Source organism: Martinezella dioscoreae, from assembly GCF_009176305.1.
Taxonomy (GTDB): Bacteria; Pseudomonadota; Alphaproteobacteria; order Rhizobiales; family Rhizobiaceae; genus Rhizobium; species Rhizobium dioscoreae.
In genome coordinates this window covers 1-26,889 of record NZ_BLAJ01000014.1, presented here as the reverse complement: position 1 = coordinate 26,889, position 26,889 = coordinate 1, and the positions used below count along the sequence as shown (strand labels likewise).

The following is a 26,889-nucleotide window of genomic DNA, read 5'->3' as shown; positions in this document are numbered from 1 at the left end:
TGTTGCGCAATTTTGATGTTATTCTCTGGCTGTAAAATGCTCCTCATGATAGAGGGAATTGAAAGGCACTTCCGCGTTTGACGAGAAAGCGCAAGCACGGTGCTGACATTGGGGCGTGGGGCAGTCAGTCTGCGAAGACGTGTTGGGGATGGGATGGAAACGAAAAAAATTGCTGTGCCTTTCGTTGAGCGACGGCGTTGCTTTCTTTTCCTAACCCCTCGAGCCTGGCCGACACCACTGATGAGCGCATCGGCTTTGGCGATGGCGGCCTTTTTTACTCTGACGGATGGTTATCTTACATCGGCCTGGGCTGCGTGCGGCCCGGCCGCGACAGCTCCTTGCAGCGCCGAAGGTGGTGCCGGCGTTCCAAACCGCACGGGAAATGGCGGCGCCGGCAACGGCGATGGCGGTGGTACAAGTGCCTTCAACCCAAGCACCGGCAACACTGACGTTATTTCCGGCAACGCAAGCACGAACGGCGCGGGTGGAAATGGGGCCGTCGGCGATGTTCCCGGAGGGCAGGGCGGCGCAACAGGAGCCTCATTTGCCTTCGGTGCTTCCGTCGTGATTGGCGCTGACTTGGCCGGCGTTAATGGGACGGCTGCGCCGGATGGTTTTAATTTTGCAAGCGGCGGAGGCGGTGGCGGAGCCGCTCTTTTTTCCGGTTCAGACGTCTTCATTGTCAGCGGCGTCACCGTGTCTGGGGGTTTGGGTGGTCGGGGTGGCACGGCAAGCAGTGGCGTGGGCAATGGCGCCGGCGGTGGTGGTGGTGGCGCAGGTATAGTATCGGCTTTTGTCGGGGCCACGGTTTCCAATGAAGGCACCATCGTCGGAGGGAATGGAGGAGACGGTGGTAGCGGCGGCTTTGGCGCCGGTGGCGGCGGTGGCGGTGACGGCTTGCTCGTCTTTGGTGACGCGACGCAGGTTACCAACATCGGCTCCATCACCGGCGGCATGGGAGGCAGCCCCGGAACGGCTTCTCTGGGCGGAACCGGTAGCGCCGGGGCGAGTGGCGCGGGTGTCAATCTTGGCGGCTTCGGCAGCTTTCTGCAAAACATTGGCACAATCACGGGCGGGGCGGGAAATGGCGCAGCCGCGGGCGCGGGCGTTATCAGCTGGGGACATACTTTCATTACTAATGGTGGCACCATCGCTGGCGGGCTCAATAGCGACGGTGTGACCCGCGCCGCGGCCATACAGTTCAATGGCACCGGAAACGTCCTTCAGCTATTGGACGGCTCGAATTTCATCGGGAATATCGTAATCGCGCCAGGCGCGGGTGCGGTTATCTCGCCACTGCGCAGCGGGCTAATTCTAAACAATTCAATTGACCTGCAAGACGGTATGTCGACGATCGGCTTTGACACCAGCGGGGCTGATTTTGTCGACGCGAGCACCATCTCGGGAGCCGGTAGCGTAATAAAATCCCGCAATGGACGATTGACCCTTACTGGGTTGAACACCTATCTGGGCGGCACGACGATCAGCGGTGGGACCCTGTCAGTCTCGTCTGACAACAACCTCGGCGCGCTTTCAGGTGCCTTGACATTCGACATGGGCACGCTGCAGGCGACAAGTTCCTTTACCACCGCACGCGATATTGTCCTGGACAACAATGGAACGCTTCAGACCGACGCCGATCTCGAACTGAGCGGCGTCATCAGCGGTTCCGGGCCGCTCACGAAAACGGGTGGCGGCAAACTGACATTGTCGGGCTCTAGCACCTATATCGGCGCGACGACCGTCGCGGATGGCATGCTTAGCGTCGAAGGCTCCCTTGCCAATACCGCTGTGACCGTGGCTAGCGGTGCCACACTCGGAGGTTCAGGCTCGATTGCCGGATCCGTCACCGTGGCGGATGGCGGCATAATCGCGCCGGGGTCGAGCCCCGGCACCCTGACGGTGGGTTCGCTTTCATTTAATGGCGGTTCCATTCTCAATTATCAGCTCGGTCGCCCGGGCGTAATCGGCGGCGGTGTCAATGATTTGATCGAGGTCACTGGCAACCTTACCCTGGATGGCACGTTGAACGTCATCGACGTCGGCGGCTTCAGCGCTGGTGTCTATCGGTTGATGAACTATGGCGGGGGACTGACGGATAACGGCCTGGCCCTGGGCGCTCTACCCAGCGGCGTCAGTTCGAGCGACCTCTATGTCCAAACCAATATTGCAGGTCAGATAAATCTCATCTCCAGCGTCGGCGCCACACTCGGCTTTTGGGACGGTGGCGATGTCGCTCGCCACGATGACGGCACCATAACCGGCGGCAGCGGAAGGTGGGACGCCTCAAGCCGCAATTGGACCGATGCGAATGGCGCGATCAATGGCATTTGGCGGCAGGATTTCGCCGTATTTGGGGGTAGCGCCGGTACTGTCACCATTGACAATTCCGCTGGTGCCGTTGGTTTCAAGGGCATTCAGTTCATGAGCGATGGCTATGTGATCGACGGAGATACCCTGACCGCCAGCGACGCGGCGACCACGATCAGGACCGACCCGGGCGTGGTGGCGACTATAAACGCCCAAATTTCTGGAAGCGGCGGGTTGGTGAAGACGGATGCGGGGACACTCATCTTATCAGGAGTAAACACCTATGCCGGCGGAACGAGCATTCTGGGCGGCGTCGTGCGGGTTTCCTCCGACGCCAATCTGGGCCTGACGGCGGGCGCGCTCACGTTTGACGCAGGCGTGCTTCAAACAACCGCAGCGTTCGACACCGCCCGCAACATGACGCTCAATGGCGGTGGCGGCACGCTTCAAACAGACTCCGACCTTACGGCGAGCGGTGTCATCAGCGGCGGTGGCGCGCTCGTCAAGACCGGCAGCGGCACGCTGACGCTGACGGGCGCCAACACCTATGCCGGCGGCACGACGATCAGAGACGGAACACTCCTGATTTCTTCGGACTCTAATCTTGGTACCGAAGCCGGTGGACTAACCCTCGACGGCGGCAGCCTTAGAAATACATCCGATATTGCAACCCTGCGGACAGTTAGCTTGGATGCCGGTGGCGGCACGCTTCAGACGGATGCGGATCTTCGGGTGGACGGAGTTATCACCGGTGTGGGGGAACTCGTCAAAGCGGGGGCCGGCACGCTCACGCTGAGGGGAACCAACAGCTATGCCGGCAATACGATAATCAGCGACGGAACCTTGAAGCTCGGCGTTGGCGGCGCATCAGGCTCAATTGTGGGCGACGTCGTTGACAATGCAACGCTCGCCTTCGACCGTTCCGACGATCTTGTCTTTGCCGGTAGGATCAGTGGCGGCGGCAACATACGGCAGCTTGGCTCTGGCAGCATCAACCTTTCGGCCGACTCGAGCGCCTTTACCGGTACAACAACGATCTCCAGCGGCACGCTCTTCGTCGATGGTAAGCTCGGCGGAACGCTCAACATCGCTTCCGGCGGCAAACTTGGCGGCACCGGCACCATCGGAACAACGACTATTGCTCAAGGCGGCACCATCTCTCCCGGTCATTCGCCGGGAACCCTCCATGTCAATGGCGATATCACATTTGATGAAGGCTCGACCTATGCTGTAGACATCACCCCGAGCTTGGCCGGGGACTTGATCGGAGCGACGGGTGCAGCAACTATTCATGGTGGAACGGTTGATGTGGTGAAGTCCGCCGGTACTTTCACTCCGGGCAGTCGTTGGGTCATCCTCTCGGCTGATGATGGGGTGACGGGCACCTTTGAGCAGCTGACGCAGAATATGCCTTTTGTGAATTTGTCGCTCTCCTACGATCCCGAAAACGTTTTTGTCGACGTCACGCGCAACGCGGTCAGGTACTGTGATGTCGCCCGCACATCCAATCAGTGCGTGGCGGCCAATGGATTAGAGAGTAGCGGGCAAGGCAATTTGGTCAACCAGGCCTTGGCGGCGATTCCGGACGCGAGCGACGCACAGCGGGCACTGGACGCGTTATCAGGTGAAATTCATGCCTCGCTCCAGGGGGCGATATTGGAGGACAGCCGCTTCATTCGCGAGGCGGCGATTGATCGATCGCGCGCTGCCTTTTTGGACATCGACTCGGCAGGTGCGCGGCCATCCGGGCCGGACACGGCCCCGGTTAGAGGAACTGCCGTTACCGCCTGGGCGCGTGGCTTCGGCTCCTGGGGGCGATGGGACGGTAATGGCAATGCAGAATCGTTCGATCGTTCGATTGGTGGGTTTCTGTTGGGCGCTGACGTGAGCGTTAACGATGATTGGCGCTTCGGCTTTGTCACCGGCTATGACCATGCCTCCAATGATCTCGCAAGCCGCGCCTCCAACGCTGGCGTCGACACATACCATATCGGTGCCTATGGTGGGTCCGAGATTGGCCGCTTGGGTTTGCGTTTCGGAACCGCTTATTCCTGGCACAATGTCGATACGACCCGGTCTGTCGCTTTTCCGGGCTTTTCCGAAACGGAAAGAGGTCGCTATCACGCAGCCACCGCCCAGATTTTCGGCGAGGCTGGATATCGGCTCGAAGGGGAGGCGCTCTCGTTGGAGCCGTTTGCTGGTCTCGCTCATGTAAATTACAATAGCAACAACTTTACAGAGAAGGGCGGAGATGCGGCTCTCAACGGATCACGCGGCGGAGAGGACGTCACCTATTCGACGCTAGGCCTCAGGGGGAACACCCGATTTGCGCTCGGGGATGCCGAGGCTACGGCACGCGCCATGGTTGGTTGGCGTCACACCTTTGGCGACAAAGTGCCGACCGCGTCACTCGCATTTACGGGCGGCAATCCATACACGGTAGCTGGCGTGCCGATTGCTGAGGACGTGGCCGTCATCGAGACCGGTCTTGATCTCAATCTTACTAACGGGGCGATGCTGGGGCTCTCATATTCCGGCTCACTGGCTCGCAACGCGCGAGAGCATGGATTGCGGGCCGATCTGAAGGTGAGATTCTGAAATCCGTTTTATGGACAGGTATACGTCGCTTGTCATTTGAGGTGCGATTTCCGGCGAATGATAGGGCTGGCTCCCAGCCACTCGGAAATGGCGCGTTCGAAAAGCTTGATCCTAATCCGACATATATGACGTGACCTGTCCTGCTACACTTGGCGGATTTTCAATCTCGTCCGACGGCTCAGGGTCGTGTGATCGGGAACGGCGAAATCCAGCCCAATAAGCTGCGGCTGTAAACAGAATCTCGGCGCAACGTGTCCAGCTTTCCTGAGTGATGTGGCGCCAATTACCAATTGTTCGTAAGCGGGTAGGCCATCCCACGTAGCGCTGGAGGGACAGAACGCTCATTTTCTGCATGAGTCATGCGGAGAGTCCTATGAGTGATACTGTGAATCAGACCCGAGCCTTCGAGCTTTTGACGGCGACACCAATCGCGACGCGCCGCAAGCCGAGAGACTGGCCGCATGATGAGAAGGCCCGTTTGGTTGCCGCAACTCTGGAGCCGGGGGCGAATGTATCAGCGATTGCCCGTGGAGCGGGTCTGGATCCCTCTCAGCTTTACGATTGGCGTCGCAAAGCAATCGCCTCGGGATCGATTGCTCCTCTCTCGAAGTCAGTTGATACACAGGTTCGGTTTGCACAGGTCGAGGCGGTCGCCGGTTCTGCGGTTGAGATTGTCATCGGTGATGCTGTAGTGCGCGTAGGCGGCGATCTTGCGACTGAACGTCTGGTGAAGATCCTGCGGGCGGTTCGTCAGGCATGATCGCGTCTGGTGTTATTGTTTATGTGTCGTGCCAGCCTGTCGACTTCCGCAAAGGTGCGGCATCATTGATGGCTCTGGTCAGAGATGGTGGCCTCGACCCGTTAAACGGCGCGCTTTATGTCTTCCGGTCGAAACGGGCGGACCGTGTCCGGATCGTTTGGTGGGATGGCAGCGGGGTCTGCCTTTATTCGAAAATTCTCGAGGAGAATGGCTTTTGCCGGCCGGCAGCGACGGCGGGGCGTATCCGCCTCAACCATGCTCAGCTCATGGCACTTCTGGCTGGTTTGGATTGGAAGAAGATCCGCCCAGCAACGATCAGGAGACCGCGCTCCACGGGCTGAACAACGGGCAAGATACGAAGAAAGCAAGCGGCCGCAGCGGGGAGAAACTACGACTGTCGACGGCTGATTACTCAGCTGCCTCGGAGACATTGATCATGTTCCTTGCATGGCAGTCGCTGTCCTGATCTGCCTCGGCAGCCAGCAAACGGCCCTTGCCCTCGTCCGCCGTGGAAACGGCAGGGCGGATGAGGGAGGGGGAGCCAAGCCGCGCCGATGGCCCAAGTCTCGGCATAGGCTGCGGCTTCAGCCCTATAAGACAGCGACGAAGGAAATCTTCACGCCACCTCGTAATCAAGCCGCCTTCGAGGGCTCGTCCGACGAGGTGGGCGACACGGAGAGTTTCACGCCGAGCGCTCTGGCGACACCGATCAGCGTCGAAAGCTTCGGATCGCCGTGCTCACTCAGGGCTTTATAGAGCGCTTCCCGCGTTACACCTGCTTCCTTGGCAACAGCACTCATGCCGATGGAACGAGCAACATCGCCAAGCGCATGAGCAATCAGCGAGGGGTCGCCATCCTCAAAAGCAGCTTCGATATAAGCGAAGCGTTCCTCCGGCGTTTTCAGGTAATCCAGAACATCAAAGCGGGTCGTTTCTAGCACCATGTCAGATCTCCTTCGCCATTTTCTTCGCCTGGGCAATATCGCGCGTCTGCGAGGACTTGTCGCCGCCACATAAAAGAATGACCAAGGTGCGGCCCGTATAAGTCAAATACAAACGATATCCTGGTCCGTAATCGATCCGCATTTCACTCACACCATCACCCACGGCTTTGATATCGCCGGGATTGCCGAGCTCAAGACGCCGGATTCTGACGGCAATGCGCGAAGCGGCATTTCTGTCTCGGAGAGCCTTGAGCCATTCTGAAAAAACGGTGGTTTGGCGGACTTCGATCATCTGTGAACTATAATTCACGCGCCAAAGAAAGGCAAACTAAATGTGAACTAAAGTTCACAGAAGGCCCCTGCCGCAGTGGGGAGAAGCTGCGGCCTGCAACAGCTGGCGTTACTCAGCCGCCTCGGGAGGTCGATCATGTCGCCGTCTTCGGCGTCATGATCGTGCCGGTGGCATTGCCGTCACGATAATTGAGACGGATCATCCCGATGAATCGCCGGTAGATATGGGCGCGTGCCAAAAATCGGGATTGGTGTTCCAATTGATGGCTGGGGCGAAATCGTACGCTTTGGCTCGTCACGGCTTAGATTGATCGAACTGCCGGCGAAGGGCCTGCCATTCCTCCCAGACATGGGAAAAATCAACATCCTTGTAGCCAGGCCTCTCTTCCACAGCTTCCGCGGCACCCGTTGGCACAGCGATGGCGGCAGCGCTGTCGCGCACTTTGCTCCGCTATCAATGACTATCGGATTCGCTTCGGCATCCTTCATAGAGGGCCCAGGCAACGTCAACCGTCGCCAGAAGAACAGCGCTCTCGCTCCATCCAGCTGTAACCGCAGTTCGAACGACTTCGCTGATGATGGGCTGCAAGCGACGCTGGCATTCTCTGGCTAAATCGTCAGCGTCTTCTGATTGAGAGGCCGGAGAAAAACTTAATTCCATCGTTGTTGACTTCGCGTAATGTCAGCTTCATGTTTCTCGATGCGCAAGCTGCCCCCAGTAAGGAACCTGGTGGCGTTCCTTACTCATTTCCGCAAGAACCATTGTCGAGAACGGACCTCAAGGCAAGCAGCATGTTGCGAAGAACTGCTGCAAGGCCGGTTCGCACATCGCGACGATCGATCGTGATCGCAGGTCGTTGCCCCCACGCATCGAAGCATGCCTGAAACAATTCAGTACTTGTAGCAAGGTAGGTGACGTAGCTTCGGCTGACTGGATGTTGGCTCCATTCAAGAGCGGGTAAGGCCGCCGAACGCGCATATCGTCTCGCCTGCACCCATCATATCGACACCAGCAGATGAAACCCGCTGTTTTACGTGTTTCGACAGTGTTTCGGCATGGGGCCGGATCTCGGCTGCACTTTCAGGCCGAGAGATGACCCATTTTCGGCCGGAACGGCCCCGGGGCGAGCGGGTATCTATTTGCCGGCATCGGCCCCGCCGATCAGCAGGTCGAGACCGGTTTCGAACAAGGCTTCATGGCCTTTGGCGCGATAGACCGCCAAAGCTTTGGCAAGGTTCGGATGGCTTTCGGCGACGGCATCAATTGCCGACCCATCCCTGGAGGTGGCTTCGTCCGCCTGCTCCTCAAGCACGCACCCCACCACGTAGCGACTGATCGCGATCTGTAGCCCCAGAGCCTTCTCGGGATCAAAACCGGCGGCATGCAGGCATTCGAGCTGCGCTTCGATTGCATCGAGGTGCGGAGCATCGATCTCGGTTCCCGCATGAACGCGAGCGCCGTCGCGCCAAGCCAGCAGGGCCGAGCGAAAGCTGCGGGCATTGGCGCGCAGGAATTCCTGCCAGGTCTCTCCGGCAAGGGGCATGTTTCGGGAGTGATTTCGCCTCAGCATCTCGGCATTCATAGCCGCAAGAAGGGCCTGCTTGCCCTTGAAATGCCAATAGAGCGCAGGCTGCTGCACGCCGAGGCGCTGGGCGATCAGCCGCGTCGACAGGCCGTCGATGCCGACTTCGTTCAGAATGGTCAGCGCCGCATCGACGATCTGGCTTCGATCGATTTTCATCGTCTCTCCGATTGACAGTCTCTCTCGTATAATTTATCGGCGATAAAGTCCCTTATCAATGATAAGTTTTCGCTATGAACAAGATGCTTTTGACTATCTTGGCGGTCGTCGTTCTCGATGCCGCCGGCACCGGCCTTGTTATGCCAATCCTGCCGGAGCTTCTGCTGAGCGTGGCGCATTCGCCCGAACTCGGTTGGCGCTACGGCGCTTTCCTGTCGCTCTATGCGGCATTGCAGTTCCTCGCCTCTCCGATTCTCGGGACGCTGAGCGATCGTTACGGCCGTCGACCCGTGCTACTCGCTTCGTTGGCGGGTGGCATGATCGACTACGCCTTCATGGCATGGGCGCCAGGCTTCTGGTGGCTGTTCCTTGGCCGTGCCATCGCCGGCCTGACCGCAGCGAATGCCGCGGTTGCGAGTGCCTGCCTCGCCGACATCACGCCGGAGCAGCGCCGGACGCGCGCTTTCGGGCTTCTCAGTGCCTGTTTCGGCATCGGCTTCATCCTGGGGCCTGTCATCGGAGGATTACTCGGGACGATTTCGCTACGTGCTCCTTTCGTCGCGGCCGCGATTCTGGTGATGATGAATTTCGTCGTTGCGCTTGTCGCGCTGCCCGAGACAAGAACGGTGAAGCCCGAGCAGATCGATCCGGCGGCCTTTCATCCGCTGGCGGCGCTGCGCTGGATCGGTGCGTTTCCAGCGCTGGTGCCGCTGCTCTTCATGTCCCTCCTCCTTGCCATTGTCGGCGAGGTCGGCGGCACCGTCTGGGTGCTCTATGGTCAGGACAAGTTCGGCTGGGATACGGCGACCGTCGGCCTGTCTCTCGCTGGTTTCAGCTTGTTCCATGCGCTCGCCCAGGCTTTTGTCGCCGGTCCCTTGAGTGAGCGCTGGGGCGAACGCTGCGCGCTGATGGTCGCGATTGTCTGCGACGGCGCGGCTTATGTCGCCATCGCTTTCGTCACACGGGGATTTCTCGTCTTTTTTCTGTTTCCACTCTTCTGCCTCGGCGGGGTCGGCCAGCCGGCGCTGCTGTCCTTGATGACCAAGCGCGTGGGTCCGGACGAACAAGGGCGTTTGCAAGGTGTGCTGACCAGCCTGACGAGCCTCGCATCGATGATCGCGCCTCTGGCGATCAGCGAGATCTACTTCGCCTCGAGGCATGTCTTTCCTGGACTGGTCTGGGTACTTGGTGCTTCGCTTTATCTCCTATGCGTGCCGGTTCTCTTCGCAAACCGCCAGCGGGCAGATCGACAGAAGGACGGAGCGCGGCACCGGCAAGGGGAGCCGCGGTGAGCGGCACCCTAGCGAGCTAAGTGAATTGGCAAGCGAACAATCCTGTCTATGCAGGCGTGTCTATGCAGGCACGCCGGTAATGGCAGCCGCTTGCCCACGTCAGTTAACGGAATCGTCCGGATCGGAATCCTTGACCTTGGTAAAGAGGCTCTTCAGCGCACTGGTCTTTGCCTTCGCTGCCTTATTGGCCTTGATCGCCCGCGTCGCCGCCTTGGCCTGTTCCAGCATCATCTCGATCTGGATCTGCTGGATTTCGGTCAGGCGCTCCCACTGACGATTGAGGAGGTGGTCGACCTTTTCATGCAGGTGACGGATTTCCAGTTCGGCTTTTAGGTTGACCTTGTAGTCGTTGAGGGCACGCAGGCGGTCCTTTTCTTCCTGGCGGCGCTGGCTCATCATGATGATCGGCGCCTGGAGTGCTGCGATGGTCGATAGAACGAGGTTCAGCAGGATAAACGGATAGGCATCGAAGGCCTGCTTTTCGCCCATGGCAAGATTGATCCCCATCCAGACGGCGAGAAACAGACAGAAGGAGATGATGAAGGTCCAACTGCCGCCGAAGGACGCGACGCCATCGGCCATGCGGTCGCCGATCGAGCGGTGGTCCTCATAGTCCTCTTCGATGTTTTCCGCCAGCGTGTCATGTGTCTTCAGGCTTTCGACGACCTCGTCCTCGAGGTTGGAAAGCTCGCCGCGCTCCACCGTCAGCAGCTCGGCGATATATTGAGCGCGATAATCGTCCATGACCTTGCGGCTGATATAATCGTCGGCACGAAGCTCCGGATGCTTCAGCCGCATGAAATCCGCGAGCGACGGGCGGAGGTCATCGACATGCACGGCATCTTTTTTCTTGAGCACCTGACCGGTGATGGCGTCGACCAGCTTGACGGACTTGGCCTTCGCCTGGGCAAGGCTTTTGGTATAATCGTCCATCTCCACCACGGTTGGGCTTTCGCCCTCACCCGCGTCGAAATCGACGATGCCTTCCGCCGGCTCAAAGGTCTTCGTTTCTGTCATCTAAGGGGCCTTCTTTGACGTTTTCTCGCTCATTTAGCCAATAATGCGAACAGGAATATGACTGTTAGAAGACAATGGAAATTGTCGCCGACATGGACCGCAGCCGCCTATCCGCAACTTCTCTGGTATTTGCTCCTATCAAATTTTTAGCGCCATTATCCTAAGCAACGGCAAACGCGATACGCCGTTCCCGCAATCCCTTGCGTCTGTCTCGCCCGCCACCCCGGAAAAGCAACCCTTCCGGGCGAATTCGTCAACAGTTTCGAAAGCGTTGCGTGTTTCTGCAGAAATTTCTACCCATTCGATCAGGTTTTGATTTTTCACCCCTTGACCAAGGCCGGCCGATTTCTATTTGCCGCGGTGCAGCAGACATTCGCGCGAGCGAATAAATGTTAAAGTTTCAATGAATTATCGTCAGCGGGTTGGGGGCCTGCTGTCACGGATCTTTTAAATGCGTGGAAAGGATCGCTATGCACAATCCCCCGGCAGAAGACTTGGAGTCTATCGCCCGACGGGGCGGCCGATTCAAGCGAATGGCTGTCAGGATACCCACCTACCTGACCGATCTTAAGGAAAACCCGGCATGGCTGCCGATGTTCCTGCTGGCCAGAACCTTACCGTTTCGACGGATGCATTGGCTGGCCACCAAGCAGCCCGTCAGGCTTCCCGTTTCCGGCGCTTCGATGTTTGCCGGCACCGAGCGCAGCGCCGTCGTCAACGCTCTGCGGACCGATGGCATCTATCCGAGCCTGATGCTGCAGGATCATATTCATCGAGAAATCGCAGAATTCGCCGCCAACACCGCCTGCTTCGGCAATTTCGACAGGAAGCTCGAATTCGTCGCAGGCGAACATAAGGAAGCGGAGGCTCGTTTTGGGCGGCCGATTCTGAGCGGACACTTCTTCGAGCGCTCGCTCGATTGCGAAGCGGTCATGGCGGTCCAGCGCGATCCGCTGCTGATCGACGTCGCCCGCCAATATCTCGGCGGTCAGGCCAAGGTGATCACCACCCGCATCTGGTGGAGCTTCCCGACCCAGGCTTCCGAAGCCGACCGCAGCCTCGCTTCGCTCGACAAATACCACTTCGATCTCGACGATTGGCGGATGCTGAAATTCTTCTTCAATCTTGTCGATGTGGATGAGGGCACTGGTCCGCATGTCTTCGTCAAGGGAAGTCACAAACGCCGCCGGGTCCGTCATCAGCTGACCTTGCTGGTCGGCCATCCGGCAAACGAAGTGCTCGATTATTATGGCGAGGCGAATGCACTGACACTGACCGGCAAAGCCGGGTCGGGCTTCGTCGAGGATCCCTTCGGTTTCCATATGGGCACCGTGCCGACGCAGAAGCCGCGGCTGATGATGGAGGTGGGTTTCGGGGTCTCGAAGCCGTCGCGCCGCCGCTTCCACGGAGAACCCGTCCTGCGTTAAGGCATCTCGCGCAGAAGTACGCCGTGGTTTTCAGACGACGACATGCGCAGAATGAAAATGCGCATTTAGCCGGCATCATGGAGCGCCGCTCGTATTGGCGCTCCCGTCTACCGATCTCAGGCTCAGTGCGTGAACCGCCTGGCAATCAGGTGGTCGAGCGCGATACGCCCAGGCCCGCCTGCGATGATCACCAGAAAGCAGGTTGCCCATGTGCCATGCGTCGGCCAGGCATCGGGGTAGACGAAGATCTCGATGACCAGAGTCATGCCGAGCAGCGCCAGCGCCGAGAGGCGGCTCGCCAATCCGATGGCCAGCAGAAAAGGAAAGAAGTGCTCGCTGAAGGCGGCGATATGGGCGGCGATCCAGGGATCGACCAGCGGTAGCTTGTATTCCGTCTGGAAGAGATAGACGGCATTGTCGGTCACGTGCCAGCCATCCACCTTGGTTTGGCCGGATTGCCAGAAGACGGCGGCGATCGACAATCGCGCTATCAGAGCAATCAGGTCATGCGGAATGCGGTCGAGAAGCTTCAGGCCGCTATAGAACCTTTGGGGCAAGGTTTCGCGTTCGGCCGTAGCGGCCGTCATCATCTGGTTCTGCATCTTCGTTCCTCTTGGCGTTCAGCGAATGGCCATAAAAGCGCCTGCCGTGAACGCACCGGCGAGGTTGGCGGAAAGATCGAAATTGGCGGCTTCGGCGAGAGCCGTCTCATAGGCCTGACCAAGGGAGGCGCCCGAAAACAACACTTCCAGAAAGGTTGCGCCACCCGGCGGCAGGCGATGCACCTCGACGATCATCTGCGGGCGAATGACGAGGGCATGCTCGCCCGTCCAATCGCTAATATCTTCGAGTTCGATCTCGCCGGTGTTCATCGCCCAGATGGTGACGGCTGGATAGGCGGAACGTGTGACCGAGGCGGAAGGATGCGGCACGAAAGCCAGTTCCGCCAGACCGGCCGGCTCGATGGTCGCCACGAGCGCCGCATCGAGCGGCACGGCGTCCGTCGCATGATAAGCCCGCCCCCGGAGCGCCTCCAGTCGCATGACATCGGGCAGATAGGGGATTTCCTGCGCCGGTTCGAAACTCCCGGCGAAATCGGGGAAGTCATCGCCATAGGCAAGCAACAGCGGCGAGCGCGGCGGATGCAGCCGGATGAACTCATGCGCCATGGCGGCGAAGAATTCCTCGCCGACGATCCTTTCCGCAGCCGGAAAGCGCGAGGCGAGCGCGCCGATCAGGCCGATGGCGACATTATTGCGATAGACACCGAAACGCCGTGCCGGCTGTGGGCCATTCCAGGCCGTCAATCCATCGGGCACCGCGAGAGCGGGATCGATGAGTGCTGCGGCGAATTCGCTTTGCGTGACGAGAGACATCGGTCCCTCCTCAGGCTGCTCTGCGTGCCGCGGCACGCTTCAGGATGGCATCGGCCGCTTCGGCCTCAGCCCTTAGAACCGGCCATTCCGGCACGTCATTATCCCATTCGACCAGGCTGGCTACTGGACCGATCCGGCCGATGAGCTCTTCATAGAGCGCCCAGACGGGATCTTTCACGGGTGTATCGTGGCTGTCGATCAAAAGCGGGGCACCGGCATCGTCGACGGTTTCCGAATGGCCGCTCAGATGGATCTCGCGCACCCATTGCACCGGGAAGCGCTTGAGATAGGCGCGCGCGTCCATGTGGTGATTGATGGCGGCGACGAAGACATTGTTGACGTCGAGCAGCAAGCCGCAGCCGGTACGTCTGGCGACCTCGGCCAGAAATTCCGTTTCCTCGATTGTGCTCTCTTCGAACAGAAGGTAGGTAGCCGGATTCTCGAGCAGCATCTGACGGCCGAGCAATGTCTGCACCTGATCGATATGGGTGCAGATCTGCGCCAGTGTCGCTTCGGTATAGGGCAGGGGCAGAAGATCGTTGAGAAAGGTCGTGTCGTGGGTCGACCAGGCGAGATGTTCCGAAAAGCTCTCCGGCTCGTAGCGATCGCAGACGATCTTCAGGCGAGCGAGATGTTCGCTGTCCAAAGGCTGCATCGAGCCGATGGAGAGGCCGACGCCGTGGATGGACACGGCATAATCCTGGCGCAGTCTGCCAAGCTGGGCATGTGGCGGACCACCAGCGCCCATATAGTTTTCCGCATGGACTTCGAAGAAGCCGATTGGCTGCGAGGCGCCATTGATCGCGGCAAAATGCTCCGGCTTGAAGCCGACGCCGGCGCGACGGGGGAGTTCTGACGGTTTCATTGCGGGCCTCCGGGTTGGGGCAATTCCAGCAAAGTTACGAAGCGGTTTATGTTCGGAAGGCGGGCGACGCCTGTAAAAGGCTGCGTCGCCCACGCGTTTGCGCTGCCCAGTCAGACCAGGGTCAAACCGGGGCCGGACCCTGCATCAGGGTGCCGTGGCCGTTCGGCGTCTTGATCGTCTCGCAGGTCCCGGCGGGAACCAGCTTCCACGAGTTGCGCTGATAGTCGACTTTCGACGTGCCGGCGCAGGTCGTGCCGGGGCCGGCGGCGCAATCGTTCTGACCCTTGAGGGCAACGCCGTAGCATTTTTCCTTGGCATCGGCGGCCGATGCTGTCGTTGCGCCGGCAACCAGCGTCACCGCCGTTGCGACCGATGCGGCCAGGGCGAGTGCGGACATCTTGCTCATGACAAACTCCTTACGAGAGATGATTGACGATCAATCCGGTTTTCGGATCAGGCCGGGGTCAACGAGCCGTGGCCCTTCGGGGTCTTCATCGAGGTGCAGGTCCCGGTGGGAACGAGCTTGAAGGACATCTTGTCGTAGCTCATGGTCGACTTGCCGGCGCAGTCATGCTTGCCGGCGGCGCAATCGTTCTGACCCTTGAGGGCGACACCATAGCATTTTTCCTTGGAATCGGCCGCCGAAGCCGGGACGGCGACGGATGCAAGTGCCGATGCGATCGAGCCAGCAATGGCCAGGGTGAGGATGCTGTTCTTCATGGATCTGTCTCCTAGATGGATGCGAGCCGTCATTGGCTTGCATCGAGATCTACGGAGCGTCTCGAGCGGATGTTACAGCCGCGTCGGAATTTTTTTCAAGATGGCGTCACTTATAGTGCGCCGGCTATCTGCTGCGCCGGGCGATAACCTAGCAGGTATGGTGGTGAGGCTGGCATGCGCATGGGTAGCAGATGCATTTTGCGGAGAATCCGCCACGGAGGCGAAAGGGCTTGAAAAATAGTTGCCGTTGCCGGTAACGAAGGCCTGCGGTCCCGCGTAGAGGAGATGTCGGATGAATCATTCGGCGCGCGAAGAGGAATGGGCAGTCTGGATGCGCGCGGCGATCGGCGGCGATGCGCAGGCCTATCACCGTTTCCTCACCGCGGTCGCGCCGCATCTGCGCGCCATGGCGCGCCGGCGCTGCGATCAGCTGGGTGCGCCGGTAAGCGAGGCCGAAGATGTAGTACAGGAAGTGCTGCTCGCCATCCATCTGAAGCGCGGCACGTGGGATTCATCCCGCCCGATCGGACCCTGGCTGTCGACGATCGTGCGCAACAAGCTGATCGACAGCCTGAGACGGCGCGGGCGGCATATGAGCGTACCGATCGACGATGTGATCGATTTCCTGGAGGCGGAAGAGCATACCGACGCCTTGGACCGGTTCGATGTCGATCGTATGCTGGAGCTGCTGAAAGACCCGCAGAAGACGATCGTGCGCTCGATTTCCGTCGAGGGAAGCAGTGTCCGGGAAACGGCGGACCGGCTGAAGATGACGGAAGGGGCGGTGCGCGTGGCGCTGCACCGCGCGTTGAAGATGCTTGCGGCTTTGTATCGGAGTGAGACCAGTGAAAACCGATGACCTCATCAATCTTCTGGCGCAGGACGCGCCGGTCCGGATGCGGATCGGCAAAGTCCTGACCCTGGCGGTCGTCGCGGGCATCCTGATCAGCGGCGGTATCTTCTTCGCCATGATTGGCTTTCGGGCCGATATCGATACAGCGATGGAGACCGTCCGTTTCCTGTTCAAGTTCGTCGTGACCATCGCGCTTGCCGCAACAGCCTGCGCCGTCGTCTTCCGCATCGGGCGGCCGGGCGCTTCGCTGCGCCTGTGGGGCTGGACGCTGCTCTTGGCGCCTGTCCTGCTGCTTGCCGCCGCAGCCGTCGAAATGGCCGTCATGCCGGCTGACAGTTGGAGCGCGCGGATGATCGGACATAATGCCCGTTTCTGCCTGACACTCATCCCGCTGCTTTCGATCGGGCCACTTGCCTGCTTCCTTTACGCGCTGCGCTATGGTGCGCCGGAAAAGCCGGGGGCGGCCGGCGCCGTTGCTGGCCTTGCCGCCAGCGGCATCGCCGCGACCTTCTATGCCTCCAATTGCACGGATGACAGCCCGCTTTTCGTCCTGCTCTGGTATCCTATTGCGATCGCGATAGTGACCGCTGTCGGATATGTCCTTGGCAAGCGCCTGTTGCGCTGGTGAGGCGATAGAAGGCGTGACGCCTAAACCAGCGAAATCGCTTCTAAAGGATGCGTTTCGGCCAATGATGCAGTATTGCGCGGAAAACCTTGTGGCGGCAGGCGGGTTCCTGACCTATTATGTCTGAATGAAAGTGACTTTCAAAAAATCGCATTTTCCCCGCGTTAAAGTGTTTGCATCCGTGGCAAATTCGATTATAGAGGCCCTGCTTTCCCCGTAGGGGCACTTTCGGCCCGGCGGCTGTTGGGAAATAGTTCAATGGTAGAACAGCGGACTCTGACTCCGTTAATCTTGGTTCGAATCCAGGTTTCCCAGCCAAATTTCTCTAAATCTCCTTAATTTAGTGATTCGCCATTCGTCTCGGAGATTGGCATCAATGATTGCCTTATGCCTGTGATAGCGATCGGCTCCCGCGCCAACATCAGAGCTAGCGGTTGTATCAAACAACGCTTAGAAAGCGAGTAGCCGAGCTAGATGGTCGCTGCGTGACACACGACCTGACGGTATTCCATTTGCTCGGTAACCTAGCATCAAGAACGTGCAACATGGAGGTTTCACCCGAAACTTGCTGGGCAGTATCGCGTTCGATCTCCAGGCTGTGATTGAAGCAGCCGGTGCGCCGCGAGCGACGCGCTTTATCTACGCTACGAAGACATTGCGGAACTTCACGGAGAATATGGCGGCCTCACTTGATGGTGCCACAGGAAGGGATCTGAACTTGGTGCCCGAAGAGCTTATACATCCGATGGATACCGTCCACATCGATCACTGGTTCGAGCATCCAGGCTGAAAGAGATGTGGGGTTGCTTCGGATACGATATCGGCGTGGGCGAAACGCCTTGCCACAGCTATGAACATGGATGGGATGACTATCCCAAGCCGAAATATGGAGTGGCGTTTTAAATGCTCTGCCTGACCGAGCGAAGTTGCAGCTAGCTTATTCTCTATTCTTCCGGCTGTTTTAGGCGAATTATTTACTCGACTCGCGCGAATTTGCGGGCATACTGCCTATCAGCGCTCAGGTGTAGATGGACGCCATGGACGAGGATCTTCCATATATCGAACAGGAATGGAAAAGCGCCTTGGCAGTCGTCGCTGTGGTGCTTACGTGTATAGTCCTGATTGTCGCTGTATTCTGGCTCTGATCTCCAAAAAGGATCAGTCTGCCAAATTGGGATGGATGGGTTGCAGCTTTGAGTAATTCTATAGTTGCCGGGCGCAATCTTTGGCCGACCTTGTTGATGATGGTCGTCCGCGCCGAGCCCTTGGAGGTCACCAGGTGGCATAGAGGTGACTGTCGACCGTTAATCAAATCTTTTGTGAGTTTCGGTTGAAGTTGCTCTCGCAACTAACTTGAACTACAAAATGGTCTGCAATCGCCCTTATATAGGCGCATTTCGAAACGCAGTCGCCGCGGGAAGCGCCCATTAAACAACAAGGATAGATTGAAATGATCCTTCTTATTTCGGCCATCGTCTTAGTGGCTGCATCGATCTTGTCGATCCTCCTTTTAGGTGACGATTCGAGGCCGGGTCCTGTAAGGCGTGTTTTTGTGAAGGCCTTCATGCGATTGCGTCCCCTCTTATCGCTGCCACTCTCCGTCTTTCGCCCAGTTTTCTCCTATGCAAAGTGGGCCCTTATAAGCCGCTACCGTACCCCTATAGAAGACGACCTTGAGGCTCCATTTCGCAACAAGTACGAACGGTATGATGTCTAAGTATTGACACCCGCCGAACACCGACTGTGTCTTCGCCGAGAAATGGATTTGCCGATGCGCGAGGCGAGTTGCGCTACGAAAGATTTCCTGGAGGTACGTGCTCTGGCGGTAGATGCACGCGTCGAACCATTCTATTCGAGGCGCTGACGCCGGATGAGTTCGCTATTGCTGTAGCCGCATTGCGCCAGATGCAAGAGGAAGCCCGTCAACCTGAGCGTCATTGGGTTGCGCAGCGCGGACGAGAGTGCGACGAGGCGGAAAGGGCACAACGGAAATATGATGCAGTCGAGCCTGAGAAGCGGTTGCTGGCCATTCGCTGGAATGCGGATGGCAAGAGAAGCTGCGTGCAGTCGGGACAATTGAGCGGGACTATGAACGGTGGCGGTCCTGACGAGCCCTTGGCCCTGAGCGAGGCAGATCATGACGGGCTACCGGCACTCGGAAAAACCTGTGTGGCACTTGGCATGCCCCATCGACTAAGGCGTTCGAGCGAAGAGTATCTTTCGCTTTGTTATCTGGAGGCTCTCGGTCAGAAACGGTTGCAACAATATTGGGCTCCACGTAGGCGCTGGGGTATTTCCAAGGGTTACAACCAACGGTACCAGCCCAATCCTCCAATGGCCAGGCGAAACCTATTCCACCTAGGAAGCTGCTGCAGCTTTTGGCATTACGCCGCAGACCATCTTCAAATACTTGGTACGTGGCCTGGTTCAAAGCCGGCATCTAGTGAAAGGACAACAGCGGCAGATCGGATTGACCGAGGGCCAGATCGAAATTCTGCGCACTCGCACTCAACGCAATAGACGATCGAGGAAACAGACGCCATGAAATCGTTGGTGATGTCAGGATGACCATCGCGTTGCTGGGTCGTTTCGCCCGTCACCGCCATTTCCTTGAAATCGGAAGGACAGCTTTTTCTAAGAACATCACAGCGAATTAGCCCGAAACGACGAGGCGGACGCGAAAGAACTTGACCAGGACAACCGACACGCTCAATACCTGAGAACGAGTCAATCCTCGACGCCAACCTTAGGGGTAGCCCTTAGAGCAATCAACAATCTTTAAAGTTTTGGTGCTAAATCGGACAGAGTGGTGAAAACTGGATTCTGTTGTAGGATAACGATCAGCCGTAATGCAGCACGAAGCAGCCGGTACGACGTTTTATAACACATTCATCAACTACCGCAGTGGCTCGTTTTGCTCTGAGCCGATTGGCTGCCCGACGCTCCGCACGTCAATTGTTGAAGTAAGTTGGAGCGGGGCTGAAATAAATCAGTGACCGGAGAGGGAACGTATCCTTTATGTTCAAGGACGCGAATAGTTCGTTTTTATTCGACCGTTTGGCTGCAGCAATTTCTCGGTCCGGTGGCTCACGGTCTGCCCGCAACAGCGCGCGGGGAATTTAGACGTGTTCGATAACGCAATTAAGCCGCCCCGATCATTTCTGATGGCGGTGCTATCATCACTAAAAATGGCATTCCTGGGGATCGGAGCGACCAGCGCGCTTGTCAATATCCTTGCATTAACCGGCTCGTTTTTCATGTTGCAGGTCTACGACCGGGTGATCCCGGCGCGTAGTCTGCCGACTCTCGTCGGCCTCGGTATCATTGCGGCGACCCTCTACGCCTTCCAAGGATTTCTAGAGGTGGTCCGCTCAATGCTCTTGGTTCGTTTAGGACTGTCAGTCGATGAGCGCTTTGGAACAACAGTCTACGATTCTCTTGTCCTGTTTCCCGCGCGCATGCAGATGCAAGGAGATGGTCTCCAGCCCGTACGCGATCTTGACGTCGTACGTTCTTTTCTTTCCGGGCCGGGACCGACCGCTCTATTTGATATTCCGTGGATGCCTTTTTATCTCGGTTTGTGTTTCCTTTTTCATGTCTGGATCGGAGTCACGGCGCTTGCCGGCGCGTTGATACTTGTCGGACTTACGATCCTGACCGAACGGATGTCTCGCGAACCGGCAAAAGAGGCAGCCAAGATAATCTCGGAGCGCATGGCGCTGGCCGAAGAAACACGCAGAAACTCTGAAGCTGTGCTTGCAATGGGCTTCGGTCATATGCTTGGCACGAAGTGGGATGAGATCAATAGCCGCTATCTAGGCAATCATTTACGCTTCTCAAACCTAACCATTACCCTCGGGACAATTTCGAAGATCTTGCGAATGATGCTGCAATCAGCCGTCCTTGCCGTGGGTGCGATGCTCGTCATTCGCCAGGAGGCTTCGGGTGGCATCATGATTGCGAGCTCCATTCTCCTCAGCCGAGCATTGGCTCCGGTGGAATTGGCAATTAGCCAGTGGAAGGGCTTTGTTGCCGCCAGAGATAGTTGGTCGCGCCTCGTAAAGCTCGCCGACCTGATGTCTGTCGATGGGCGCGAGGTCGCTTTGCCCAAGCCGGTGAAAGCGTTGAAAGTGGAAAATCTGCATCTTGCGGCGCCGGGGTCCAAGAACTCGATCGTACGAAATATATTCATGGAGCTCCAGGCGGGGGATTCTGTTGGTGTAATCGGCCCCAGCGCATCCGGCAAATCCACACTCGCGCGGGGACTCGTCGGCCTTTGGCCACCGGTTGCAGGAGCGGTTCGCTTGGACGGAGCAGCACTGTCGCAATGGGATCCGCATGCGCTTGGCAAACATATCGGATACCTGCCGCAGGATGTCGCACTGTTTAGCGGATCTATCGCCGAAAACATTGCCCGGTTTGATCCGGATGCGACCTCGGACAAGATCATTGCTGCTGCGAAGACGGCGGGCGTGTACGACATGATCCTGCAATTTCCTAACGGCTTTGAAACGAAGATTGGCGAGCAAGGGTCGTCGCTGTCGGGCGGACAGCGGCAGCGTATTGCGCTGGCCCGCGCGCTCTATGGCGAGCCGTTCCTGATCATTCTCGACGAGCCGAATTCGAATCTCGACGCTGATGGAGAGTTGGCGCTATCGCGAGCTATACTGAGCGTCAAGGCCCGTGGAGGCATTGTCGTCGTCGTTGCGCATCGTCCCAGCGCGCTTGCTGCGGTCGACAAGGTTCTCGTGTTGACGAATGGCCAAATACAGGCTTTCGGGCCAAAGGATGAGGTTCTCAGGAGGACGACGCAACCCGGACCCCCGGGGCCTCAACCCGTCCGCCTGATTGTCGGCGGTGAGGAGATGGCACAATGAACGGCGCTCTTACGCCGCTTGCCGAACGCGCCGTGCGCCGGCTCACGCTGGTTGCGCTCGCCGCCGTTATCCTTCTTGTCGGCGTCCTTGGAGGATTGGCTGCCACCATTCGTCTTCAGGGTGCCGTTATCGCCACTGGGACGCTGGTTGTTGACAGCTATGTCAAGCCCGTCCAGCACCAAAAGGGCGGTACTGTTGGTCAGGTGTTCGTCAAAAACGGCGATCTCGTTGCAGCTGGCCAAATACTCGTGCATCTTGACGATACGCAGGCCCGTGCCAATCGTGCCATTATCTTAAAGCGTCTGAAGGAACTTTCGGCGCGTGTAGCTCGGCTCTCGGCAGAGCGAGATGCGAAAGAAACAATCACCTTTCCAAAGGACCTTCTAAACGAACAAGATATAGCCGAAGTAGCGGCGATACTTGATGGAGAACGGCGGCTGTTTGAAGACCGGCGCTCATCCAAAATGGGGCGCAAGGCGCAATTGGCTGAACGGGTTCGTCAGCTTTCGAAGGAGGCGGATGGGCTGGGTGCTCAGCAGGAAGGTAAACGACAGGCGATCGATATCATAAATACCGAACTCGCCAGTCTTCAGCCACTGCTCGAGCAGGGTATCATTCCCGCGACGCGAGTCTATAGCTTACGGCGTGATGCTGCTGATCTCACCGGCCAGCTTGGCAGCCTGGTCGCCTCTGCCGCTCAAACCAACGGAAAAATTGCCGAAACCCGGTTGCAGATTATTCAAGTCGATGACGATCAGAGAACGGAGATATCGGACCAATTGCGTCAGGCCGAAAGTGATATCGGCGAATATTCTGAGCGGCTTGTTGCTGCCGAAGATGAGCTAAAACATGTTGATATTCGCGCACCTCAGGAAGGGATCGTTCATCAGCTTGTCGTTCATGCTGCCGGAACGGTTGTCACGCCTGGTGAGGCGATCATGCAGATTGTGCCCGACAAGGATGCATTGACGCCGGAACTCAAACTATCACCACGGGATATCGACCAAGTGGCTGTAGGGCAGGAGGTGATGGTTCGGTTTTCGGCTTTCAATCAACGGACCACGCCGGGATTGGCAGGCCGAATAACAAGTATCGGGGCCGACCTGACAACGGATCAGCGTACTGGGCAAAGCTATTATGATATCAGAGTTGCTATACCTTCGGCCGAATGGGCTCGATTGGGTAATATGGTACCAATAGCAGGCATGCCGGTGGAGGCATTCGTCCAGACGGATCAGCGAACGATGCTAGCCTATTTGACAAAACCGTTGTCCGACCAGGTGGTTCGTGCGTTTAAAGAACAGTAACGATGTGGAAATGGATGGCGCTCTGAAATCAAGGATTGTGCCAAAGCTGATGCCACCCATGCTTGCAGATTTTCCTTTCCTCGTTTATTCATCGCAGTGAAACGGCCACTAGGGCGTCACGATCTCGGAGACGTATTGAATGCTAACGATCACCTATCCGGTCTCGGTGTTTGGAGACGATGCCGACGCCTTGATCTATGGACAGTATTGGGCGCAAACTTCACTGGATTTTTCGTTCCCGACGAGTGGCGCGCAGTATGGAAGCTATAGCACCGGAGAGCAGCTGACATTTCAGCCACTCAACGTCACCATGCAGGCTGCGGTGAATTCTGCGTTGGCGCAGTATGCCTCCGTCTCGAATCTTTCCTTCAACGAAAAAGCTGATGCGGGAAGTGCCACAATTCGGTTTGGCATGTCGGATGAGGCGCAAGATACCGCCTATACGTATTTTCCATCGAATTCTGATCTTGGTGGCGACGTTTGGTTTGGCACGCAGACCGGCACAAGCGCGATGACTGATCCGATCAGGGGCAATTATGCATGGATTTCTACTCTACATGAGATCGGACATGCACTGGGTCTCAAGCATTCCTTCGAGGGCTTTCCGAGGGTGAGTATCTGGCATGACAGCATGGAATTCACTGTCATGAGCTACCGGTCCTATTTTGCAGCATTGCCGAGCTTTGGTTATACAAACGAAGATTTTGGTTATGCGCAGTCACTGATGATGTATGACATCGCAGCCATCCAGAAGTTGTACGGTGCTAATTTCGCGACGCATTCTGGAGACACGACTTATACCTTTTCACCCACGACCGGCGAAATGTTCATTGATGGTGTCGGGCAGGGAAAGCCTGGCGACAATCGCATTTTTCTCACCATTTGGGATGGTGGTGGCAACGACACCTATGATTTCTCAAACTACACCACAAATCTGTCTATAGATTTGCGACCGGGCAGCTGGTCATTGATGTCCGCCGCACAAAGCGCCTACCTCGGGGATGGCAACTTCGCGCACGGCAATGTCTATAATGCTCTGCAGTATCATGGCGATAGCCGCTCATTGATCGAAAACGCAATTGGCGGATCCGGCAATGATACGATTATCGGCAATGACGCAAACAATACACTAAAGGGTGGCACCGGTAACGACTGGCTGGACGGCGGAGCTGGTTTTGACACGGCCGTATTCGACTTCAGGCTAGCGCAGGCGACAGTCGATTACGGCTATCGCGCAATGATAGTCAAGGGCGGCGGAGCGGTGGAAAGCTTAGTTTCAATTGAGAAGCTACAGTTTTCCGATAGAGCGGTGGTTCAAAGCGACAGCCTGGTCGATGATATGTTCTATTACACCCACAATCGTGATGTTCTCAATGCTGGCGTTGATGCGGATCAACACTATGATCAACATGGTTGGAAGGAAGGGCGTGATCCGAACAGTTTCTTTAGTACGTCCGAATATTTGGCGAAATATCATGATGTTGCGGCTGCCGGAATCGACCCGCTACAGCATTATGATCAATTCGGATGGAAGGAAGGGCGTGACCCCTCTGACCATTTCCACACGGCGGAATATCTGCGTATTAATCCAGATGTCGCCGCAGCAAAGATTGATCCGCTTGAGCACTATTTGAAGTTCGGTATGTATGAGGGTCGTGCTGTCACGGCGAATGATCTGCTAATTAATGGAAAATTCTACTACCAGAATAACGCGGATGTAGCGGCCGCCCATCTTGATCCACAGCAGCACTATAACCAGTACGGCTGGCATGAGGGGCGAGATCCTGACGCATTTTTTGACACCTCAGCATATTTGGCGAGGTACAAGGATGTAGCGGCTGCTGGAATCAACCCATTTCAGCATTACTTGGAATTTGGCTGGCATGAGGGGCGAGATCCCTCCGCAAAGTTTGACACCGCGGGATATTTAAAACTTTACCCGGATGTCGCCGCTGCCGGCATCGACCCCCTTGTGCATTACTTGGAGTTTGGCGTCTTTGAGGGTAGGACCTATGTAAATGATGGGATACTCGGCTAAGCTATACACAGCGCGCGAAGTCGGTACTTGTGCGGAGTAGTAGCAGATGCCATGAGATCGGGTCGCAGTGAAACGCTGTGGCGGGTTACGGTATCTCAGCACAGATCAAAGTTCACGTCACCCCGTCCAACCGTAGATGTTAAATCACTGCACGCCAATGTCCTTATTGCCGAGGTGCAAGGGATCAGAACTTTTCTCAGATTGAAAGTGAGCGTCCGGGTTCGAGGTTTTGACTGGAAGTGGTCGTCGTGGCTCTTTGCCGGCTCCGATCGTGGTGCCGATGTAAGCGCGATTTTCGCAGCACGTTGACGCTGACCTTGCCCCCATATGTGGAACGTGAGTGTCCGGAGATTACCGGAAATCCTGTCCGGACTTTGCCGAAACCCGCACCATGCTGCCGATGTCGGAGAAGCTCCAGTTGCGCGCGAAGAAGCCCAATTATGGAGTCTCGCTTGATGACCTCGGCTTCCTGGCTCTCAAGTTTCGCCGCCTGTTCGGCGACGAGTGCGCGCAAAGCAGTGATCTCGTCCTGACTGTCCAGCGGCGCTGTTTCCATACCCGCGAAACTAGCCGATTTGCCTCTGACGCGCCAGCATTAAGCCTCGGATGCCTTGACCTGCCACTGAGAATTTCCTCCAGAATGGATTGGAGTTCGGCGTGTTAAAGGACGGACGAATGAAGAAGCAGAGATTTACGGAAGAGCAGATTATTGCGGTGTTGAAGGAGCAGGAGGCTGGCGCGAAGGCAGCCGATCTTTGCCGGAAGCACGGGATTTCAGAAGCGACGTTTTATAATTGGAAAGCCAAATACGGCGGCATGGAAGTCTCCGAAGCGAAGCGTCTGAAGGCGCTTGAGGACGAGAATACCAGGCTAAAGAAGTTGCTGGCTGAACAAATGCTGGATGCAGCCGCACTCCGCGAGCTTCTTGCAAAAAAATGGTAGGGCCCGCCGCCAAGCGTGAAGCCGTCACCCACCTGAAGGCCGTCATGGGCCTTTCGGAGCGTCGGGCCTGCCAGATCATATCCGCCGACCGCAAGACGATCCGTTATCGGTCCAGTCGACCGCCGGAGGTCGATCTGCGAGCGAAGCTGCGCGACCTCGCCAACGAGCGGCGGCGTTTCGGCTACCGTCGGCTGTTCATCCTGCTTCGGCGGGATGGAGAGCCGTCCGGCGTCAATCGCATCTACCGTCTTTATCGCGAGGAAGGGCTTTCCGTTCGCAAGCGAAAGGCCCGGCGGCGTGCTGTCGGCACGCGTGCACCGATCCTGGTCGAGGCGAAAGCCAATGCCCGCTGGTCGCTGGATTTCGTCCACGACCAGTTCGCCTGCGGCAGACGATTCCGGGTCCTCAATGTCGTTGATGACGTGACGCGCGAATGCCTGGCAGCGATCCCGGACACGTCTATCTCTGGTCGACGTGTCGCCCGAGAACTGACGACGCTGATCGAACGACGCGGCAAGCCCGGAATGATTGTCTCCGACAACGGCACCGAACTCACGTCGAATGCCATTCTCGCCTGGTCGAGGGATCACAAGGTGGAGTGGCACTACATCGCGCCGGGGAAGCCAATGCAGAACGGCTATGTCGAGAGTTTCAACGGTCGGATGCGTGACGAGTTGCTCAACGAGAGCCTCTTCTTCGGCCTCAATCATGCCCGCGGCGCCATTGCTGAATGGGCGGACGATTACAACCATTTCCGGCCGCACTCATCGCTCGGATACAAAACCCCGGCAGACTTTGCCGGGACCATCGCCGCAACCGGCTCCAACGCTGCGCAAGATGAAAGCTTCGCGTTTCCGCCGGTTGCTCACACCGCGCCACTTGGCGTATTCAAAACCGCCGGGGCT

20 protein-coding genes, 1 tRNA gene and 1 pseudogene are annotated in these 26,889 nt (G+C 57.5%); 12 read left to right on the top strand and 10 right to left on the bottom strand.

What is annotated here, in order from left to right; translation table 11 throughout:
* The first annotated feature begins 153 nt into the window (after nt 1-153).
* The 3 genes from GDN47_RS28635 to tnpB all read left to right on the top strand — a co-directional run bounded on the left by GDN47_RS28635 (nt 154) and on the right by tnpB (nt 6,009).
* Nucleotides 154-4,908, top strand: a complete 4,755-nt coding sequence (locus tag GDN47_RS28635; RefSeq protein ID WP_113397674.1) for an autotransporter domain-containing protein — start codon at nt 154-156, stop codon at nt 4,906-4,908.
* A 373-nt stretch (nt 4,909-5,281) separates the two neighbouring features.
* Nucleotides 5,282-5,668 carry a transposase gene (locus tag GDN47_RS28630; RefSeq protein WP_162751111.1) on the top strand — a complete coding sequence of 129 codons (387 nt, stop codon included), beginning with the start codon at nt 5,282-5,284 and terminating at the stop codon, nt 5,666-5,668.
* A 68-nt stretch (nt 5,669-5,736) separates the two neighbouring features.
* Nucleotides 5,737-6,009, top strand: coding sequence for an IS66 family insertion sequence element accessory protein TnpB (gene tnpB / locus GDN47_RS28625; RefSeq protein ID WP_233790171.1), 273 nt, complete (start codon nt 5,737-5,739; stop codon nt 6,007-6,009).
* Between the two features lie 291 nt (nt 6,010-6,300).
* Here the strand turns inward: tnpB and GDN47_RS28620 are convergent, their stop codons facing one another.
* The 3 genes from GDN47_RS28620 to GDN47_RS28605 all read right to left on the bottom strand — a co-directional run bounded on the left by GDN47_RS28620 (nt 6,301) and on the right by GDN47_RS28605 (nt 8,645).
* Nucleotides 6,301-6,612: an addiction module antidote protein gene (locus GDN47_RS28620; RefSeq protein ID WP_113367134.1), complete on the bottom strand. Its 312-nt coding sequence runs from the start codon at nt 6,610-6,612 to the stop codon at nt 6,301-6,303.
* 1 nt (nt 6,613) lies between these two features.
* Nucleotides 6,614-6,904, bottom strand: a complete 291-nt coding sequence (locus GDN47_RS28615) for a type II toxin-antitoxin system RelE/ParE family toxin (protein ID WP_112420575.1) — start codon at nt 6,902-6,904, stop codon at nt 6,614-6,616.
* Between the two features lie 1,135 nt (nt 6,905-8,039).
* Nucleotides 8,040-8,645, bottom strand: coding sequence for a TetR/AcrR family transcriptional regulator C-terminal domain-containing protein (locus tag GDN47_RS28605; RefSeq protein ID WP_113367131.1), 606 nt, complete (start codon nt 8,643-8,645; stop codon nt 8,040-8,042).
* A 74-nt stretch (nt 8,646-8,719) separates the two neighbouring features.
* On the opposite strand from GDN47_RS28605, the gene GDN47_RS28600 reads away from it, so the two are divergent.
* Nucleotides 8,720-9,937, top strand: a complete 1,218-nt coding sequence (locus GDN47_RS28600) for a TCR/Tet family MFS transporter (RefSeq protein WP_152094748.1) — start codon at nt 8,720-8,722, stop codon at nt 9,935-9,937.
* A gap of 99 nt (nt 9,938-10,036) precedes the next feature.
* On the opposite strand, the gene GDN47_RS28595 is transcribed toward GDN47_RS28600, so the two are convergent.
* Entirely contained in the window at nt 10,037-10,954 is a 918-nt protein-coding gene (locus GDN47_RS28595) for a DUF1003 domain-containing protein (RefSeq protein WP_113397672.1), read from the bottom strand.
* 470 nt (nt 10,955-11,424) lie between these two features.
* Here GDN47_RS28595 and GDN47_RS28590 point away from each other — a divergent pair, with 470 nt between their 5' ends.
* Nucleotides 11,425-12,381: a phytanoyl-CoA dioxygenase family protein gene (locus GDN47_RS28590; RefSeq protein ID WP_152094747.1), complete on the top strand. Its 957-nt coding sequence runs from the start codon at nt 11,425-11,427 to the stop codon at nt 12,379-12,381.
* Between the two features lie 122 nt (nt 12,382-12,503).
* On the opposite strand, the gene GDN47_RS28585 is transcribed toward GDN47_RS28590, so the two are convergent.
* The 5 genes from GDN47_RS28585 to GDN47_RS28565 all read right to left on the bottom strand — a co-directional run bounded on the left by GDN47_RS28585 (nt 12,504) and on the right by GDN47_RS28565 (nt 15,342).
* Complete coding sequence (locus GDN47_RS28585) at nt 12,504-12,983, bottom strand: DoxX family protein (protein WP_152094746.1); 480 nt, start codon at nt 12,981-12,983, stop codon at nt 12,504-12,506.
* An 18-nt stretch (nt 12,984-13,001) separates the two neighbouring features.
* Nucleotides 13,002-13,757 carry an HvfC/BufC N-terminal domain-containing protein gene (locus tag GDN47_RS28580; protein WP_152094745.1) on the bottom strand — a complete coding sequence of 252 codons (756 nt, stop codon included), beginning with the start codon at nt 13,755-13,757 and terminating at the stop codon, nt 13,002-13,004.
* A gap of 10 nt (nt 13,758-13,767) precedes the next feature.
* The gene (gene bufB / locus GDN47_RS28575) at nt 13,768-14,622 is read right to left on the bottom strand and encodes an MNIO family bufferin maturase (RefSeq protein ID WP_152094744.1); all 855 of its coding nucleotides are present in this window, start codon (nt 14,620-14,622) and stop codon (nt 13,768-13,770) included.
* A gap of 121 nt (nt 14,623-14,743) precedes the next feature.
* Nucleotides 14,744-15,028 carry a BufA1 family periplasmic bufferin-type metallophore gene (locus GDN47_RS28570; protein WP_092718465.1) on the bottom strand — a complete coding sequence of 95 codons (285 nt, stop codon included), beginning with the start codon at nt 15,026-15,028 and terminating at the stop codon, nt 14,744-14,746.
* A 47-nt stretch (nt 15,029-15,075) separates the two neighbouring features.
* On the bottom strand, nt 15,076-15,342 hold the full coding sequence (locus GDN47_RS28565) for a BufA1 family periplasmic bufferin-type metallophore (RefSeq protein ID WP_113331357.1): 267 nt from the start codon (nt 15,340-15,342) through the stop codon (nt 15,076-15,078).
* A 292-nt stretch (nt 15,343-15,634) separates the two neighbouring features.
* Here GDN47_RS28565 and GDN47_RS28560 point away from each other — a divergent pair, with 292 nt between their 5' ends.
* From GDN47_RS28560 to GDN47_RS28535, 6 genes are all read left to right on the top strand, one after another.
* Nucleotides 15,635-16,201 (top strand): sigma-70 family RNA polymerase sigma factor, encoded by a 567-nt coding sequence (locus GDN47_RS28560; protein ID WP_113389714.1) that lies wholly within the window; start codon nt 15,635-15,637, stop codon nt 16,199-16,201.
* Nucleotides 16,188-16,823: an NrsF family protein gene (locus tag GDN47_RS28555; protein WP_152094743.1), complete on the top strand. Its 636-nt coding sequence runs from the start codon at nt 16,188-16,190 to the stop codon at nt 16,821-16,823. Before GDN47_RS28560 ends, GDN47_RS28555 begins: the two co-directional genes overlap by 14 nt.
* Before the next feature lie 241 nt (nt 16,824-17,064).
* Nucleotides 17,065-17,138: transfer RNA gene (locus tag GDN47_RS28550), tRNA-Gln, on the top strand.
* Nucleotides 17,139-19,984: 2,846 nt separating this feature from the next.
* Nucleotides 19,985-21,697 carry a type I secretion system permease/ATPase gene (locus GDN47_RS28545; protein WP_152094755.1) on the top strand — a complete coding sequence of 571 codons (1,713 nt, stop codon included), beginning with the start codon at nt 19,985-19,987 and terminating at the stop codon, nt 21,695-21,697.
* Complete coding sequence (locus GDN47_RS28540) at nt 21,694-23,004, top strand: HlyD family type I secretion periplasmic adaptor subunit (RefSeq protein WP_152094742.1); 1,311 nt, start codon at nt 21,694-21,696, stop codon at nt 23,002-23,004. Before GDN47_RS28545 ends, GDN47_RS28540 begins: the two co-directional genes overlap by 4 nt.
* Before the next feature lie 139 nt (nt 23,005-23,143).
* A complete protein-coding gene (locus tag GDN47_RS28535; protein WP_152094741.1) occupies nt 23,144-25,042 on the top strand; it encodes a M10 family metallopeptidase in 1,899 nt (632 codons plus the stop codon).
* A 370-nt stretch (nt 25,043-25,412) separates the two neighbouring features.
* On the opposite strand, the pseudogene GDN47_RS28530 reads toward GDN47_RS28535, so the two are convergent.
* Nucleotides 25,413-25,598: pseudogene (locus GDN47_RS28530) on the bottom strand (IS66 family transposase); the annotation flags it as partial.
* A 119-nt stretch (nt 25,599-25,717) separates the two neighbouring features.
* Here GDN47_RS28530 and GDN47_RS28525 point away from each other — a divergent pair.
* Nucleotides 25,718-26,889, top strand: a protein-coding gene (locus GDN47_RS28525; protein WP_152094740.1) for an IS3 family transposase whose coding sequence is annotated in 2 segments (ribosomal slippage) — nt 25,718-25,970 and nt 25,970-26,889 — 1,173 coding nt annotated over the 2 segments. Because the reading frame shifts where the segments join, the coding sequence is not laid out codon by codon here. This gene is flagged as partial in the annotation.